The sequence below is a fragment of the Tepidamorphus gemmatus genome, assembly GCF_004346195.1.
Lineage (GTDB): Bacteria > Pseudomonadota > Alphaproteobacteria > Rhizobiales > Tepidamorphaceae > Tepidamorphus > Tepidamorphus gemmatus.
Genome location: NZ_SMAK01000015.1, coordinates 1 through 15,423, shown reverse-complemented (window position 1 = coordinate 15,423; position 15,423 = coordinate 1). Strand labels below are relative to the sequence as shown.

Sequence of the window (15,423 nt, the reverse complement as noted above, 5' to 3'; positions counted from 1 at the left end):
CCGGCCAGCGCCGCGTCGCGACGCCTCTCGATGCGCGCATTCAGGCCGAACGGCAAATCCTCCGTCTGCTGCGACCTGTTGCAGTGTACCGGACAGCGACCGATGGCCGCCTGCCCGCTGACATGTTCCAAGGTTCTGCGGCAGCGGCGCGTTGCGCGGGCTCGCCATGACGGTGATCCGCCTGACGCTGATCTTCGGATCGGCCGACCCGGTTCTCAAGGTTTCGGGCCGAACGACACCCTCGCCGGGGTCGCCTCGCTGCACAGGGTCTGTTAGAGCGGATCGTCGTCTCAGGGACTCGATGATCCGATCCGGCTCGCTGCCTTGTCGCAAGGCCTGACGGAGAACCGGTTTCCACGCCTCCGGTCATTGCTCCCGGTCTGGGATCGCCCATGCAGCCTCGCACCCTCGTCCTGCTCGTCGTCGCCTGTGCGCTGTTCATGGAGAATCTCGATTCGACGGTTCTCTCGACGGCGCTTCCGGCGATCGCGGCAGATTTCGGCGAGGATCCGATCCGCCTGAAGCTGGCGCTGACCTCGTATCTGATCAGCCTCGCCATCTTCATCCCGGCCAGTGGCTGGCTCGCCGACCGTTTCGGCACACGCCTCGTGTTCCGGCTGGCGATCCTGGTGTTCACGCTCGGCTCGATCGCCTGCGGCCTGTCGCAGTCGGTTCCCGAGATCGTGGTCGCCCGTGTCGTTCAGGGCATGGGCGGCGCGATGATGGTGCCGGTGGGCCGGCTGGTGGTGATGCGGACGATACCGAAGGCCGAGCTTATCGGGGCCATGGCCTGGCTGACGGTTCCCGCGCTGACCGGGCCGGTACTCGGACCGCCGCTCGGCGGCTTCATCACAACCTATTTCCATTGGCGCTGGATCTTCTGGGTGAACGTCCCGATCGGCGCGCTGGGGCTGATCTTCGCGACCCTTTACATTCCCGACGTGCGTGGCGCGATGCGGGTCCGGTTCGATCTGACCGGGTTCCTGATGTCGGGACTGGGACTTGCGCTCGTCGTCACCGGCGCAACCAATCTCGGCCTCGCAGTGCTGCCGGGGCCGGTCATCCTGGCAATGCTCGGCATCGGCGGGCTGTTGCTCGCCGGCTATTGGGTCCACGCCCGGAATCACCCCGCGCCGATCCTCGATCTCGGCCTGTTCTCGATCCCGACCTTCCGCGCCGGCGTGCTGGGCGGCGCCCTGTTCCGCATCGGGGTCGGGGCGACGCCGTTCCTGATACCGCTGATGCTGCAGTTGCTCTACGGACTGACGCCGTTCGCCTCGGGCATGACCACATTCGTCGCGGCGATCGGGGCGATCGCGATGAAGTTCGCTGCGCCTCCGGTGCTCCGGCGCCTCGGCTTCCGCACCATCCTCACCGTCAACGGGCTGATCTGTGCGCTGTTCATCGGACTGCCGGCGCTGTTCGACCTGTCGACGCCGGTGGCGATGTTCACGCTCGTTCTCCTGATCGGTGGCTTCTTCCGCTCGCTGCAGTTCACCGGATCGAACAGCCTGGCCATCGCCGACATCGAACCGGACCGCATGAGCAAGGCGACCTCGATGACCAGCGTCGTGCAGCAGCTGTCCATCTCGGTCGGCATCTCGGTGGCGGCGATGACGCTGGAATTCAGCCGGCTGGCGCGCGGCGGAGGCGCGCTCGCCGTCGCCGACTTCTCCGCCGCCTTCATCGTCGTCGGCCTGGCGACCGCCGCCTCAGTCCTGATCTTCGTTACCCTGCCGAAGGATGCGGGTCAGGAGGTCAGCGGCCACCGTCGCAAGCTGCCCGCCGATCCGGTGACGACAGCACGCGAGCGGTGAGCGCGGCTCAATCGTCATCTGCAACGGCAGGTCCGGCGACGGGCCGGATTCCCTTTCCCCGGAATCCCGTCGCCAGCACATAGAGCTCGGCGGAATCGGCCCGGCTCGCCGGGGGCTTGACGTGGCGGACGGCAGCGAAGTCGCGCTTCATGTCGGCGAGCAGGGCGCCTTCGGTGCCGCCGCGCAGGACCTTCGCGAGAAATGCGCCGCCGGGCACCAGCACCTGGCGGGCAAATTCGAGCGCGGCCTCGCACAGAGCCATGATACGCATGTGGTCGGTCTGGCGGTGGCCGGTGGTGGCCGGCGCCATGTCGGACAGCACCACGTCCGCCGGGCCGCCGAGCGCTGCCGTCAGCCGTTCCGGCGCCGCAGCGTCCAGGAAGTCGAGGTGCAGCACCTCGACGCCGGGAATGGCAGCCATCTCGAGGATGTCGATCGCCACCACTCTGCCCTTGCCGCCGGGCGATCCGACCCGGGCAGCCACGACCTGGGACCAGCCGCCGGGTGCCGCGCCGAGATCGACGACGCGCGCGCCGGGCTTCAGCAAATGGAAGCGGTCGTCCAGCTCGATCAGCTTGTAGGCGGCGCGCGACCGGTAGCCCTCGGCACGAGCCTTCTCCACATAGGGATCGTTCAGCTGCCGCTCGAGCCAGCGCGTCGAGGAGGTCGAGCGACGCCTGGCCGTCCTGACACGGACCTTGATGCGTCCGGTCCGCCCCGAACCACCGCTCCGGGTCACGGGCGGCTCCCACGCAGCCCGCCTTGGCCAACGCGCGCCGCGGCATTGCGTCCGCGATATCCGCGCCCGCGGCGAAAGTGGCGCCAGACGCCATCATCGGTCATCAGCGTTATCAGGATGCCCTCGCGCAGACCGCGGTCGGCGACACGGACGCGTTCGCACGGCCAGCACCTGCGGATCGCCTCGAAGATCGCGCATCCCGCCAGCACCAGGTCAGCACGGTCGGCACCGATGCAGGGATTGCTGACCCGCTCGCGATAGCTCATCGCCAGCAGCCTCTCGGTGACGGCGATGACATCGGCGCGGCGCATCCACGAACCGTCCACGCGCCGCCGGTCGTAGCGGTCGAGCCCGAGATGGACGCCGCAGATCGTGGTGACCGTCCCGGAGGTACCGAGCAGGTGGACGGCCTCATGGTCGAACCGGGCATGGTGGGCGACCCGCGCGGCAAATGGCGTCAGCGCCGTATGCACATGTTCCACCATGGCCTCGAACGTGTCGCGGTCGACCTCGACGCCGCCGAAGCGCTCAGACAGCGTGACGACTCCGATCGGCAGGGAGGTCCACTCCGCGACGTGACGCTGTACCGTGAACGGACTGCCGAATCCGCCCTCCCCCGATTGCAGCAGAACCAGTTCGGTCGAGCCGCCGCCGATGTCGAAGACGATGACGCTGCGGGCGGCGGGATCGACCAGCGAAGCGCAGCCCGAGACCGCGAGGCGCGCCTCGGTCTCGCGGTTGACGATCTCCAGCTCGAGGCCCGTCGCCTCACGCACCCGCGCCAGGAATTCGGCGCCGTTTTCCGCGATGCGGCATGCCTCGGTGGCGATCAGCCGATGCCGGGTTACACCCCGCGCGAGCATCTTGTCGCGGCACACCGCAAGCGCGTCGACGGCTCGGCGCATCGCATCGTCCGCCAACCGGCCGCTGTGGCTGACGCCTTCCCCCAGACGGACGATGCGCGAGAACGCATCGACGACGCGGAAGGCCCGCCGGGTCGGCTCGGCGACGAGAAGGCGGCAGTTGTTGGTGCCGAGATCAAGCGCCGCGTAGATCTGGGCGCCCTGCCCGTCTCGCGCTGCCCGCCGGGAGCCGCGGGCGCCCGAAGGAGGGCCCGTCGTCGGGCCACGTGCGACCACGCCGGCACCGCTGCCGTTCCTGTCCAATGTCCCGGTCCCGTATCGCCGCAGGTCGCGCATATGCCGGCGCGCCCGGTGCGGACTGATGCCCAAGTTGGCGACAGGTTATCAAGCTGCGCGCTCAGCGCAATGGGCGCGCATAGCCCTGGATCGCAGGCGCGGCGCGCCGATCCCTACAGAAGTCCGAGCGGGATCTTCAGATAGGCTCGCCCATTGTCTTCCGGTTCCGGTAGACGGCCGCCGCGCATGTTCACCTGCAACGCCTGCAGGATCAGCCTCGGCATCGGCAATGTCCGGTCTCGTGCCTGGCGTCGGGCGACGAAGGTCGCCTCGTCGGGATCGTCCTTCAGATGAATATTGGCGCGCTTCTGCTCGGCAACCGTCGATTCATAGGCGAGCGGGCGCCCGCCGGGCATATAGTCGTGTCCGGTGAACAGGCGGGTCTCATCGGGCAATGCCAGGATCGCCCTGATCGACCGGTACAGCATGGCCGCGTTGCCGCCCGGGAAATCCGCGCGGGCGGTTCCGAAATCCGGCTGGAACAGCGTGTCATGGACGAAGGCGGTATCGCCGATCAGATAGGTGATCGAGGCAAGCGTATGTCCCGGCGAGAACATGACCCGCGCCTCGAGGTTGCCGATCCGGAACATGTCCCCGTCGGCGAACAGTCTGTCCCACTGCGAGCCGTCGGCCGGGAAGTCGGGCAGATTGTAGAAGTCCTTCCACAGCTTCTGGACCTCGACGACGTGCTCGCCGATCGCGGTGGGAGCGCCGAGCCGCTCCTTCAGATAGGCGGCCGCCGAGAAGTGGTCGGCATGAGGATGGCTATCGAGGATCCAGTCGACGACCAGGCCGCGGCGGTCCACCTCGTGGAGCATCGCGTCGGCCGAGTGGGTTGATACCCTGCCGGCGCATTCGTCGAAGTCGAGGACTGGATCGATGATCGCCGCCCGCGCGGTCGCCGGATCGACCACCAGATAGGCGATCGAGCAGGTTGGCTCGTGGAAGAAGCCGGTGACCTCCGGACGGCTGATCGTCATCGTACGCGCCTCCCCGCTCGACCGGATCGCACCGCCGCAGGCAAGCCGCCACCGGCCATGCCCAGTCCCATCGCGCTTTGCCTCGCGCAATTCGCGGCGACGTGGACCCCGGCCTTCCGTCAGGAATTGCTGCAGGATAGATCGTCGGGGCGGATCATCGAACCCGTTAACGATCAACCGCTCTAGCACCCCCTACCGCCGCGTTCAACGCGCCGCAGCGCCGCAATCGCTGCGTCCGGACGAACGCTGCGGCAAAGTCGAGCGAGGGGGTTGAGAAAGCGGAAGAGGTGGGCTATCTGAACGCTCGTCCCCGCTGGGGGATAGTTTAACGGTAGAACCGCGGACTCTGACTCCGCTAGTCCTGGTTCGAATCCAGGTCCCCCAGCCAAATCTCAGTTTTGGCCTTTCTCGGCGTCCCAGCGGCTGCGGCGCGCGCCGCAGTCAGAGCGGTTTCCGCCAACAGATCAAACGGTTGGCGGAAGGTGGCAATCACTTTGCCATCCTCCCAGGTGCAGTTCGATAGCAGGAAATTGAGCAGGCGGCGTTTTTCGCGCGGCTTCTGCTTTGCGAATAGCCTCTGCGCGTTGCGGGCTAGTTCGAGAAGTTGCACGCCCTCGTCCATGTAGGAACGGTCGGCCGCTTGCAGGCGTTCGATCTCCCGCAGACAGCGGTTCTGCTCCTCACGCCACTGGTTCGACATGCGCTCGAAGAACGCCGCATCGACGAGGCCATCGAGCTTGTCCACGTACATCGCGTGAATGCGCTCATCGAGCCGCTTGTACTCCGCCTGATGGCGCCGGATCGCCTCCTCGTGCTCGCGGCGTTCGTCGGCGTGGCTGGCGTGGAGCGCCTCGCGCACCCATTCGAGCACCTCGTCGTCGAACCGTAACCGCCCAAGAAGCTGGGTGAACTGCGCTTCGAGCGCCTCCTCGCGCACGTGCTTGCGCCGGCAGGAAGCCGGATTGCCCCGGCACTTATCGGCGTAGCCCGTGCAATGGTAGTAGACGTAGCGCTGCTTCTTGATCTCGCCGACCACCGCGCAGCCGCATTGCGCGCATTGGATTAGGCCCGAGAAGGCGAAGTCATGCTTGCCGCGCTTAGTCTTCTTGGCGAAGCGGCCGTCGAGCACGCCTTGCACGCGCTCCCATAGCTCGACCGGGATCAACGCCTCGTGCCGACCCTTTATCAGCTTGCCGTTCCATTCGAACCATCCCGTATAGAGCCGGTTGCGCAGGATGGTGTGGATGGTGCTCATCGGCACCTTGGCGCCGGTCTTAGGGTATACGAGGCCCGCCGCGTGCGCCTTGCGCGCCACTTCCTTGAGCGAAATGTCGCCGCGTGCGTACCATTCGAACAGCTTGACGATGAGCGGCGCGATCGCCGGATCGGTGGCGATGATCTTCTTGCCGTCCGGCCCGGTGACGTTGCGATAGCCGAGCGGGCATTTGGTCGGCCAGATGCCCTGTTCGGCCTTCTCCTGCATCCCTTTGCGCGCTTCCTCGGACAGGTTGTCGATATAGTTCTTCGCCATCAGCACCTTGATGCCGTGCATGAACTTTTCCGACGAGCGCGACTCGCGCGACAGCACCACGCCTTCCTTGGGGAAGTGCAGTTCCACGTCGAGTTCGTCCACCGTCACCCAATCCTTGAGATTCCGGTAAAGCCGGTCGGTCTTCTCGACGAGCATCACCCGAACCGAGGGATGCGCCTTGAGATAGGCGACCATCTCGCCGAAGGCGGCGCGGCCGGTCTGCTTGGCCGTTTCCACGTCCACATATTCCTGCGCCACCGCAAAGCCGTTGGCGGCGGCATATTCCTTGAGCAGCTTCAATTGCGCCGGGATCGAGAAGCCTTCCTTCTCCTGCTCCTTGGAGGAAACGCGGGCATAGATCACCGCCTGGCGGCGGGTGGGATCGGCGGGTTGCGTTGGCCTCTTCATGATTGTTTAGTGTAATCTAAACATACTCGATTGACAAGCCGCCGCGATGCCCGGTCGATTTGACTTCGAGTGAGCCTTTATCCCGCTAACCGATTGCATTGCAGAGCCTTTTCGAGCCAAAGAAGGCAACGCGTAACGAGGCAGATGCCGGTTTTCCTTGACATTTCGGCCTTCCGGCGACATATAAGCGGCGTCTCACCTGCCATGTGTAGGAGGAGCGTTCGAGGCCGCCCCGGCTTGCTTGGGCGGCTTCAGCTATTTTGGGCTCCCTTTTTGATCTTGGCCAGATAGGCATCGCGCTCCCGGCGCTTCTTTTCGATCCGCCCGCGCTGAGTCGTGCAATAGGCGGTCTTGAGCAGCCAATAATCGCGGCGCTTTGCAAGCACGACCAGGTACTCCTCCCGATACCAGAGGAGCGTATCGACGGCGTTGCCGCGAATTTCTTGCCACTCATCGATCTCGGGATGCGTGGCCGCATTCTCAATCACCCAGCGCACCCAGCGGATGCGCTCGCAGCGCCGCAGATCGGGCAGGCGGTCGTCCTCGATCGGGCCTTCCTGCACGAGATGCCAGAACGAGGCCCAGCGCCCGTGTGCCTCGGGGATGCGCCGGCAATTCACCGGCCAGCCGCGAAATTGAAGCTTGGCCTTCGCGATCTCGATCAGGAAAATGCGGTAGAGTTCGGCCTCGTAAGCCTGCCAATCGCCGTCAAACGCCGCCAACAGCAAGAGGTCCGGCGGCGTCATCCGGCCGCCTCCTGCGCCCGCCAGACCAGAATGTTGAACTTGACGGCGGCGAAGGCCGATGTGCGCGTGAGCGCCTCTCGCCCAAGCCTCGCGCGCAAGCGTTCCACGATGGCGGTCTTGGCGGTGCTCGTGGTCAATCCGCGGTTGGCGTAGGTCAGCGCGCCGATCAACAGATCGGCGAGCTGCAACAGCTCGCTTTCATGGCTGCGCACCTGCTGCACGCGCTCGATGCATTCGCGGTCGAAGTCGTAGAGGCTGTTGGCGAGCACCTCGTGAAGCTTGCGCGTTTTCGGCCCGCCGCGCGTATCCTTCACGTCGAGATAGATGCGGTAGCGATGCGGCGCGGTGAAGATCGGGCGCAGCATCGTGAAATACATCTTGTAATACCAATCGTCGTGTGACTGGCCGAAGCGCACGTGATCGAGCTTGCCCTTGTCGGGCACGACGAGCCCGCGGAAGCGCAGCCGCTCGTCGTTAAGAAACAGATCGACGAGCGCGAGATAGAACGCCGCCTTGGCGGGAGAGACCTTGCTCCATTTCGTCTCGAAGTCTGCCGCAAGCCCGTGCTCGGCCCTGAGCGCCCGCACCGCCTCGGCAATGGCGCGCGCATCCTCGGCCGGACAGGAAACGGCACCCCAAGCCATCACCGGAATGCGGTCGTGCTCCAGGTGGCAGCTTTCGTCGCAATAGACGTTGAAGGTGCGCGGCGCGGTCATTCCGCCGCCTCCAATTCGCGATCCTCGGCCGGCGCGAGCGCCTCGGCGAGGAGCGCCTCGAGCAAGCGGCGGCGGGTGTCGTCGGCGGTGGCGAGGCTCGTCTCCAGCCGGTCACACAGCGCCATCAGCTCATCGACCTTGGCGACGATGCGGCGCTGCTCGGCGAGCGGCGGGAGGGGAAAGGGCGAATAGGCGAAGTACTCGAATGGCACACGCTTCTGCCCGGCCGTGCCAGTCATCTTCGGAATGCCGGTTTCGATGAAATGCGGGCTTTTGAGAAAAAGCAGAATGTAATCCTGATCGACAAACAGCGGACGCACGACATGCAACTCAGTGGTGCCCGCGCCGATCCCGCCGGTCAGATTGCGGAATACGGCTGATTTGCCGTTCTCAAAGCACGGTGTGATCTTGGCGAGGCCAACATCGCCCTCGGCAAGATGTGTGTAGCCCTTCTTGATCTCACCCCAGCGGCGGACTTCGTGGTGGTTGGCGACGCCATACTCAGCCGGGATCAACGACATCGGGACGAATGAAGCCTCCAAAGCATCGGGCGCTTCGTTGCGCGGGCTCAACACGCCAATTTCTGCAAGTTGCGACCATCGCCAATTCGCAGGGATTGGGTACGGCAGTTCAGGAAGCGCCGGGATCGCTCTTGGCGTCCTAATCTTCCCATCCTTCACCAGCCGCGCCTTCTCGGCCGCGATCCGCTTCAAGAGTTCCGAGGCCGGCTCGTCGTTCGGGTCTTGCGGCACGAGTTTGCCGCGCACAGCGAGGTTGAGGATGGTCTGGCGAAACTGCTTGATCTGGTCGGCGCGCGCGGTGAGCGCCGGCAGGGCGTCGAGCGCGAAGCGGGCGTCGTCGCGGAAGGTTTCGGGATCGGGCGCGTTGAGTCGGGCAAGGCTCGCCGCCGTGAGCCTGTCGCGCGTCGCCTCCCGTTCGGCGCGCGCGGCCTCCAGCCGGTCGATGAGCGCCATCAACTCATCGACCTTGGCGACGATGCGGTGCTGCTCGGCGAGCGGTGGAATGGGACAAGGTATCGTGACGGCCTGCGCTTGATTTAGCTTGGCGCGTGTCGTGCCTACGACCCGTCCAGAGTAATCGAACACGTTCAGATAATGAACCAAGAACTGAGGCGACGTGAGGATGGCTTGAAAAACATGGGCGTGATTATTCACCCAGGATTTGCCGCTAATGAGATACGCCTTCGTTCGGAACGGATCGCCAAATGGCACACCATCCTCGCCGAGCAATATGAACTCGCCGTCAAACAGGTAGTCGTCGATCCAGCCCTGTTGCTGCGTAGCTCCATAGTAAGGAAAAAGCTCTTCCCGCGACTTGCTCGCGATCCGCGCTTCCCGCTCGGTGCTGTTGACCGGGATTCGGCGATGGTCAAGGCAGGCCGCGACTTCCGACAAAGAAGCAAATGACCATCCGGCGGGCAAATCGAAACTAAGATCGTCGGCGCTGGTACGAGCCACAGATTTCTCGCGCTTGATCTCCCCCGCCTTCACCAGCCGCGCCTTCTCGGCCGCGATCCGCTTCAACAGTTCCGACGCCGGTTCATCGTTCGGGTCCTGCGGCACGAGCTTGCCGCGCACCGCCAGATCGAGCACGAAGCGGCGCAGGCGCGGGATGGCATCGGGCGCGTCGGCGATCGTCTCGTAATGGGCAAGCAGGCGCTCAGGATTCATCGGAGCAGCGCCTCGGCAAGGATCGCCTTCAACTCATCGCGCAGGCGCGCCGTCTCGGCTTCGGCCGCGGTGAGCTTCGCCAGCAGCTCTTCCGGGTCTCCGTGATCTTCCGACGCCGTATTCGGGTTCTTGATGTCGAGATTGTAGCCGCGGGCCTTCACCTCCTCGGCGCTCACCTTCCAGGCGAGCGGGCCTTCCGTGCGCCCTTTGCGGCTCTTGCCGCCCCACCACTCGATGCAGTCATTGAAATGCTCGAAGCGGATCGGCTTGGTCATCGAATAGGCTTTCTGGCCTTCCGGCACGCGGTGCTCCCAGAACCAGATCTCCTTCGTGGGCTCCCCCTTCTCGAAGAACAGCAAATTGGTGCCGATCGAGGCGTAGGGCTTGAACACCGAATTGGGCAGGCGAACGATGGTGTGCAGGTTGCATTCCGCCATCAGGTGCTCTTTCAGCCGCGTCTTGACGCCTTCGCCGAACAGCGTGCCGTCCGGCAGCACCACCGCGGCACGCCCGCCGGGCTTGAGCAGGCGGATAATCAGAGCGAGGAACAGATCGGCCGTCTCGCGCGTGCGGAAATGCTGCGGGAAGTTCTGCTCGATGCCGTCCTCCTCGCGCCCGCCGAACGGCGGATTGGTGAGCACGATGTCCACGCGGTCGGAGGCTGTGTAGCTGATATAGGGCCGCGCCAGCGTGTTGTCGTGGCGCACGAAGCTCGGGTCCTCGATGCCGTGCAGCAGCATGTTGGTGACGCAGAGCATGTGCGGAAGCTGCTTTTTCTCGACCGCGCGCAGGCTCGCCTGCATTTTCGCTTCGTGCTCGGGACGCTTCACGTAAGCTTTGCGCATGTGATTGATGGCGCCGGTCAAGAAGCCGCCGGTGCCGCAGGCCGGATCGAGCAGGATTTCGCCGGGCTTCGGATCGATCATCTGCGTCATGAAGGCGGTGACGGCGCGCGGCGTGTAATATTCGCCGGCGTTGCCGGCAGATTGCAGATCGTTCAGGAGCTGCTCGTAGAACTCGCCGAAGTCGCGACGCTCTTTCAAGTCGTTGAAATCCACCTCGTTGATGCGGTTGATGACCTGCCGCATCAACTGGCCGGATTTCATGTAGTTGTAGGCGTCCTCGAACACGTCGCGCACCACGCGTCGGCGGTCGCCGGGCTTGTTGGAGATGGTGAGGTTCTTCAGCGCCGGGAAAAGCTCGTCGTTGACGAAGGCGAGCAGCTCCTCACCGGTGATGCCCTCGGGGTCGGCCGCCCAGTTGCGCCATTGGTATTTCTTCGGGATCGGCGAGCGGTAGCCGTCCTTGGTGAGTTCGAGTTCCTGGTCCTGATCGTCGATGATCTTGAGGAAGAACATCCAGCACAACTGGCTGATGCGCTGGGCATCGCCATCGACTCCCACGTCCTGGCGCATGATGTCCTGAATGGATTTGACGGTGGTGCGGACGATCATCGGTCAGGCGGTCTCCTGATAAAGCGCGGATTGCATTTCGTGGACGGCGGCGACGAATTGCTCCTTGCCGCCGAATGCCTTGATGAGCTGAACCGGCGTGCCGAGCGAGCTTAAGGGCGGAATTTTCAGCACGTTGGCGTCGTCGAGATTGAGCACGCCTTCGTCGGCGTATTTGGCGAGCAAGGCATCGAGCACGGCGCGCGCCTGGCCCTCGTATTTCGTGAATACGTCGTGCTTCTTGACGTTGTCGGCACGCTCGCGCCGGGTCAGCGGCTTCTTGTCGAAGGCGACGTGGCAGATGAGGTCGAACGGGTCGAGGTTCTTGCCCAATTCCTCGGCGATCGGATCGAGTGGCAGGCCCTCGGCCTCCAGTTCTTCGACGATCGCTTGCTTGCGATCCGCCGCCTTCCAGCGCCTCAGGAAATCGTCGAGGCTGGCGAAGCGCTTCTTGAGCGCCCTCTTGGTGAAATCGCGCAGGGATTCCGTGACGAGCTTGCCGTGCTCATCGAGATATTCGACGCGCTCGGCAATGATGGTGGCGCCGACGCCATCGACATAGACCTTTTTCTGCGGGCCGCCCGGCGGCAGCGGCAGGCCGGGCTGATCGACGATGGTTTCGTCCGCGCCGGGCGTTTCGGGCAGCGGTGCGCCGTCCTCGTCGGTCGGCAGCACGTCGTCGGGCGGCGCGACGGGATCGCCCTCGCCCGGCTCGTAAATCTGCACCGGCTCGCCGTCGAAGGCCGAATCGGCGAAATGCGTGGTGGCGCCGCGAAAGTCGATCAGCGTGAAATAGAATTTATGCGTGTCCTCGTGCACGCGGGTGCCGCGGCCGACGATCTGCTTGAACTCGGTCATCGAATTGACTTCGCGATCGAGCGCGATCACCCGGCAGGTCTGAACGTCCACGCCGGTCGAAAGCAGCCGCGAGGTTGTCACCAGCACCGGATATTTCGATTCCGGGTCAATGAAATTGCCGAGTTCGGCCTGGCCTTCCTGATCGCCGCCGGTGATGCGCATGACATAGCGGTGATTCTCGGCGACCAGATCGGCATTCTCGTTGATGAGCGCCTGGCGCATGCGCGCGGCGTGCTCCTGATCGACACAGAAGACGATGGTCTTCTGGAACCGGTCACCGCTCTCCTTCAGGAACTCGGTAATCTTGCGGGCAACAAGCTTGGTGCGCTCGTCCAGCACCAGCGTGCGGTCGAAGTCCTTGACGTTGTAGATGCGGTCCTCGACCTCCTCGCCCTCGCGGTCGAGTTGGCCCTTCTCCGGACGGTAGCCTTCCACGTCGCGGTCGATATGGACCTTGACCACCTTGTAGGGCGCGAGGAAGCCGTCGCGGATGCCCTGCTTGAGCGAATAGGAGTAAACCGGCGCGCCGAAATAGGCGATGTTGGAGATGTATTTGGTTTCCTTCGGCGTCGCGGTCATGCCGATCTGCGTCGCGCCCGAGAAGTATTCGAGGATTTCACGCCAGGCCGAATCTTCGGCGGCGCTGCCGCGGTGGCACTCGTCGATCACGATCAAATCGAAGAACTCGCGCGAGAACTCGCGATAGATTTTCTGCCGTTCGTCCGGCCCGGTAATCGCCTGATAGAGCCCGAGATAGATTTCGTAGGCCGTATCGATCCGCCGGCGGGAGTCCATCGCGGTGGTGATGGCGATGCGGGTGCCGTCGTCCCGCTCGATGGTCTTCGACCGGGTCGAAAGTTTCGCCATCGTGCCGCCGAAGGGGCGGAAGTCATTGACCATCGTCTGGTCGATCAGCACGTTGCGGTCGGCGAGGTAGAGGACGCGCTTGGCGCGGCCCGCCTTCCACAGCCGCCAGATGATCTGAAAGGCGGTGTAGGTCTTGCCGGTGCCGGTCGCCATGACGAGCAGCACGCGGTTGCAACCCTTGGCGATCGCCTCGATCGCGGCGTTGACGGCGTTGACCTGGTAGTAGCGCGGGGCCTTGTCGCCGCCGTCACCATAGTAGTCCTGAAGCACAACCTGCTCGGCTTCAGCATCGAGGCCCTTCCAGGCCCGATAGCGCGCCCACAGATCGGCCGGGGACGGGAAGGCGTCGAGGCCGAGATTGGCCTCCCTTGGCGTGCTGGCGCCGGTGCGGTCGTGGAAAACGAAGCCGTCACCGTTCGAGGAGAACACGAAGGGAATGTCGAGGGTATTGGCGTAGTCGAGCGCCTGCTGCATCCCGTCGCCGACGCTGTGGGAATTGTCCTTGGCCTCGATCAGGGCGAGCGGGATATTCGGCTTGTAATAGAGGATGTAGTCGGCGCGTTTGGCCTGCCCGCGCGTGACCAGCTTGCCGCGCACGATGATCCGGCCCTTGGTGAAGCCGACCTCCTCGCGAATTTGCAGCATCTCGTCCCACCCGGCCTGCCGCAGGGCGGGCGTGATGAACTTGGTGCAGATGTCACGTTCGCTTAAGGCGCGTTTGTCCATTCCCCCGCACGCGAATCCTTGGTTTCCCACAATCTGGCCGAACTATAGCCGCGAGTTGAACAGGTGCGCACCCGCGAACTGCGCACCTACGAGCCAAACGCGCCCGCATCTTGAAATCGTTTAATAAATTCAAGAATTTACCAGAGGTGCGCACCCGCGAACCGCGAACCACTTTTTCGTCTCTGCCGCTAGGGCTTGATCGGGCCTTTGCCGCCCGCATACGCCGACCGCCGGAAAGAACCTATGGCCGCCCTAGGCTCTGGGCCGCTGCCTTCCAATAGGCAGGAAGAACCCCGAAAAAAAACGCTGCGCATGAGACCCCGTGCGGTTCGGGCGCCCGATCGCTTGAAAATTATTCCCCCTCCTCGGCGGCGCCGGCAAGCGCGCGCATGGCGCGGACGAGGGCCGCGACCTCGCGCCGACGTGCGAGTGCCTCGGCGGTATAGCGGCCGTGCTTGAGCGCGTTCCTATTGCCCTTCGGCGCGCCCGGCGACAGCCCGCCGTGCAGCCGGCAGCGACCGTTCGGCATCGCCGGCGACCGGCACGGCCTCCCGGCCCTCGTCCGGGCGCCGCATCGCCGGCTCCGGTGCATGGGCAATTGGCTTTGCATGGGGTTGATCCTCCGATTTCGTGCGATCCCCACCCCCCGCCGGCTCGACCACGCCCACCACCGCTTGCCCGCCGGAATGGACGTGGACGTGCTCGACCGTCACCTTCTGCTGGCCCTTGCCGCGGTGGCGGTTGAGGGCTTCGAGCAGCGTGGCGTAGGTGCGCGAGAGTTTGTTTGCTTGGGCGAGGTTTTCACGCCGGCCCTCGAAGGTCTGCTCGCCGATCATGGCGCGGCGGTAGCATTCCATCGCGGCGTTGTGGGCGGCGATCAGTTGCGCCGCCATCATGCCCTCCAGCTCATCCTTCGGTCCGATCCCGACCAGCGCGGCGATGGTGGCGCTGTATTGCTTATCTCGCGTCGCCGGGTCGGAATGCTTCAGCCAAAGGGCCTGGACGGTCTGGTTGGCGAGGATGTTGTTCCAATGGTCGGAACGCGAGCCGCCGATATTCTTCAGAGTTCCCTTCAGATCGTCGGGATCGTTGGCAACCACCGTCGCCGGCATGGCTTCCTTGGCAGACTTTTTTCCGGTCATTGGTTCGTCCTCAGTTGGTCGATTCCCATGGCTGCCAGTGCGGCAATCGCCTCGGCCTGGCGCGCGGCGTGCCACGCCGGCCAGCAGCGCGAATGCAGCCAAGCATGTCCCGTCGGTTCGGTGCCAAACGGCAGCAGCTTGTCGTTCGCGTGTTCGCTTCCGCCGCAGCCGACGCAGCGGCCGGACGGCGAGCGCACCGGATTGCGGTTGAGCCATTCGACGACGCAGCAATCGAAGGCGCGGACCTCCGCTTGTTCGCGGGATAGGCCACCATCGAACTCGGCGATGCCGGCCCGCTCGTCGAAGAAGGCGAGCCAGTCCTCGCCCGACCAGCCGTCATTCGCTGGCCGCAGCAGGGCAATGACGCCGGCCTTATGCCGGCCCAACAGGTCGAGCACCCTTGGCGGCGGCGCGGTAGCGGCTTCAAGCATGAGCGCATCGCCATCGATCCCGAGCCTCAGAGCGTGTTTGAGAAGGGGGATTCCCAGGGCGACTCCTGTATGATTCATGGGGTGTCGGCTTTTCCGAACCGAGGTCGACACCGATGCGGCG

12 protein-coding genes, 1 tRNA gene and 1 pseudogene are annotated in these 15,423 nt (G+C 64.5%); 2 read left to right on the top strand and 12 right to left on the bottom strand.

The features are described 5' to 3' along the window. Positions 1-392: 392 nt before the first annotated feature. Positions 393-1,817 (top strand): DHA2 family efflux MFS transporter permease subunit, encoded by a 1,425-nt coding sequence (locus EDC22_RS16575; RefSeq protein ID WP_132807795.1) that lies wholly within the window; start codon positions 393-395, stop codon positions 1,815-1,817. A gap of 7 nt (positions 1,818-1,824) precedes the next feature. Here the strand turns inward: EDC22_RS16575 and EDC22_RS16570 are convergent, their stop codons facing one another. The 3 genes from EDC22_RS16570 to EDC22_RS16560 all read right to left on the bottom strand — a co-directional run bounded on the left by EDC22_RS16570 (position 1,825) and on the right by EDC22_RS16560 (position 4,735). After that, positions 1,825-2,556, bottom strand: coding sequence for an RlmE family RNA methyltransferase (locus EDC22_RS16570; RefSeq protein ID WP_132807794.1), 732 nt, complete (start codon positions 2,554-2,556; stop codon positions 1,825-1,827). Next, complete coding sequence (locus tag EDC22_RS16565) at positions 2,553-3,722, bottom strand: Ppx/GppA phosphatase family protein (RefSeq protein WP_245499812.1); 1,170 nt, start codon at positions 3,720-3,722, stop codon at positions 2,553-2,555. The genes EDC22_RS16570 and EDC22_RS16565 overlap by 4 nt, the downstream gene beginning before the upstream one ends. A 146-nt stretch (positions 3,723-3,868) precedes the next feature. Next, positions 3,869-4,735: an MBL fold metallo-hydrolase gene (locus EDC22_RS16560; RefSeq protein ID WP_132807792.1), complete on the bottom strand. Its 867-nt coding sequence runs from the start codon at positions 4,733-4,735 to the stop codon at positions 3,869-3,871. Between the two features lie 314 nt (positions 4,736-5,049). On the opposite strand from EDC22_RS16560, the gene EDC22_RS16555 reads away from it, so the two are divergent. Beyond that, a tRNA-Gln gene (locus EDC22_RS16555) sits at positions 5,050-5,123 on the top strand. Here EDC22_RS16555 and EDC22_RS16550 read toward each other — a convergent pair. The 9 genes and pseudogenes from EDC22_RS16550 to EDC22_RS16515 all read right to left on the bottom strand — a co-directional run. Continuing rightward, positions 5,091-6,674: a recombinase family protein gene (locus tag EDC22_RS16550; protein ID WP_207903810.1), complete on the bottom strand. Its 1,584-nt coding sequence runs from the start codon at positions 6,672-6,674 to the stop codon at positions 5,091-5,093. The genes EDC22_RS16555 and EDC22_RS16550 overlap by 33 nt on opposite strands. A gap of 251 nt (positions 6,675-6,925) precedes the next feature. Beyond that, positions 6,926-7,420, bottom strand: a complete 495-nt coding sequence (locus EDC22_RS16545; RefSeq protein WP_132807791.1) for a hypothetical protein — start codon at positions 7,418-7,420, stop codon at positions 6,926-6,928. Then, a complete protein-coding gene (locus EDC22_RS16540; protein ID WP_132807790.1) occupies positions 7,417-8,136 on the bottom strand; it encodes a DUF3800 domain-containing protein in 720 nt (239 codons plus the stop codon). Before EDC22_RS16540 ends, EDC22_RS16545 begins: the two co-directional genes overlap by 4 nt. Further along, positions 8,133-9,827, bottom strand: coding sequence for a restriction endonuclease subunit S (locus tag EDC22_RS16535; RefSeq protein WP_132807789.1), 1,695 nt, complete (start codon positions 9,825-9,827; stop codon positions 8,133-8,135). Before EDC22_RS16535 ends, EDC22_RS16540 begins: the two co-directional genes overlap by 4 nt. Continuing rightward, the gene (locus tag EDC22_RS16530) at positions 9,824-11,281 is read right to left on the bottom strand and encodes a type I restriction-modification system subunit M (RefSeq protein ID WP_132807788.1); all 1,458 of its coding nucleotides are present in this window, start codon (positions 11,279-11,281) and stop codon (positions 9,824-9,826) included. The genes EDC22_RS16535 and EDC22_RS16530 overlap by 4 nt, the downstream gene beginning before the upstream one ends. Before the next feature lie 3 nt (positions 11,282-11,284). Further along, a complete protein-coding gene (hsdR, locus tag EDC22_RS16525; RefSeq protein WP_132807787.1) occupies positions 11,285-13,729 on the bottom strand; it encodes an EcoAI/FtnUII family type I restriction enzme subunit R in 2,445 nt (814 codons plus the stop codon). Positions 13,730-14,081: 352 nt separating this feature from the next. Beyond that, positions 14,082-14,261: pseudogene (locus tag EDC22_RS18240) on the bottom strand (HGGxSTG domain-containing protein); the annotation flags it as partial. After that, entirely contained in the window at positions 14,197-14,871 is a 675-nt protein-coding gene (locus EDC22_RS16520) for a hypothetical protein (protein ID WP_132807786.1), read from the bottom strand. The gene EDC22_RS16520 and the pseudogene EDC22_RS18240, both read right to left, overlap by 65 nt. Further along, positions 14,868-15,423 (bottom strand): hypothetical protein (locus tag EDC22_RS16515; protein WP_342635151.1); only part of this gene is annotated, 556 nt, incomplete at its 5' end. The genes EDC22_RS16520 and EDC22_RS16515, both read right to left, overlap by 4 nt.

What these genes read in the sequence shown, in the direction of transcription:
- EDC22_RS16575 (WP_132807795.1), top strand. Translation starts at nt 393, where the DNA reads ATGCAGCCTCGCACCCTCGTCCTGCTCGTCGTCGCCTGTGCGCTGTTC.
- EDC22_RS16560 (WP_132807792.1), bottom strand. Translation starts at nt 4,735, where the DNA reads ATGACGATCAGCCGTCCGGAGGTCACCGGCTTCTTCCACGAGCCAACC.
- EDC22_RS16550 (WP_207903810.1), bottom strand. Translation starts at nt 6,674, where the DNA reads ATGAAGAGGCCAACGCAACCCGCCGATCCCACCCGCCGCCAGGCGGTG.
- EDC22_RS16545 (WP_132807791.1), bottom strand. Translation starts at nt 7,420, where the DNA reads ATGACGCCGCCGGACCTCTTGCTGTTGGCGGCGTTTGACGGCGATTGG.
- EDC22_RS16540 (WP_132807790.1), bottom strand. Translation starts at nt 8,136, where the DNA reads ATGACCGCGCCGCGCACCTTCAACGTCTATTGCGACGAAAGCTGCCAC.
- EDC22_RS16535 (WP_132807789.1), bottom strand. Translation starts at nt 9,827, where the DNA reads ATGAATCCTGAGCGCCTGCTTGCCCATTACGAGACGATCGCCGACGCG.
- EDC22_RS16530 (WP_132807788.1), bottom strand. Translation starts at nt 11,281, where the DNA reads ATGATCGTCCGCACCACCGTCAAATCCATTCAGGACATCATGCGCCAG.
- hsdR (WP_132807787.1), bottom strand. Translation starts at nt 13,729, where the DNA reads ATGGACAAACGCGCCTTAAGCGAACGTGACATCTGCACCAAGTTCATC.
- EDC22_RS16520 (WP_132807786.1), bottom strand. Translation starts at nt 14,871, where the DNA reads ATGACCGGAAAAAAGTCTGCCAAGGAAGCCATGCCGGCGACGGTGGTT.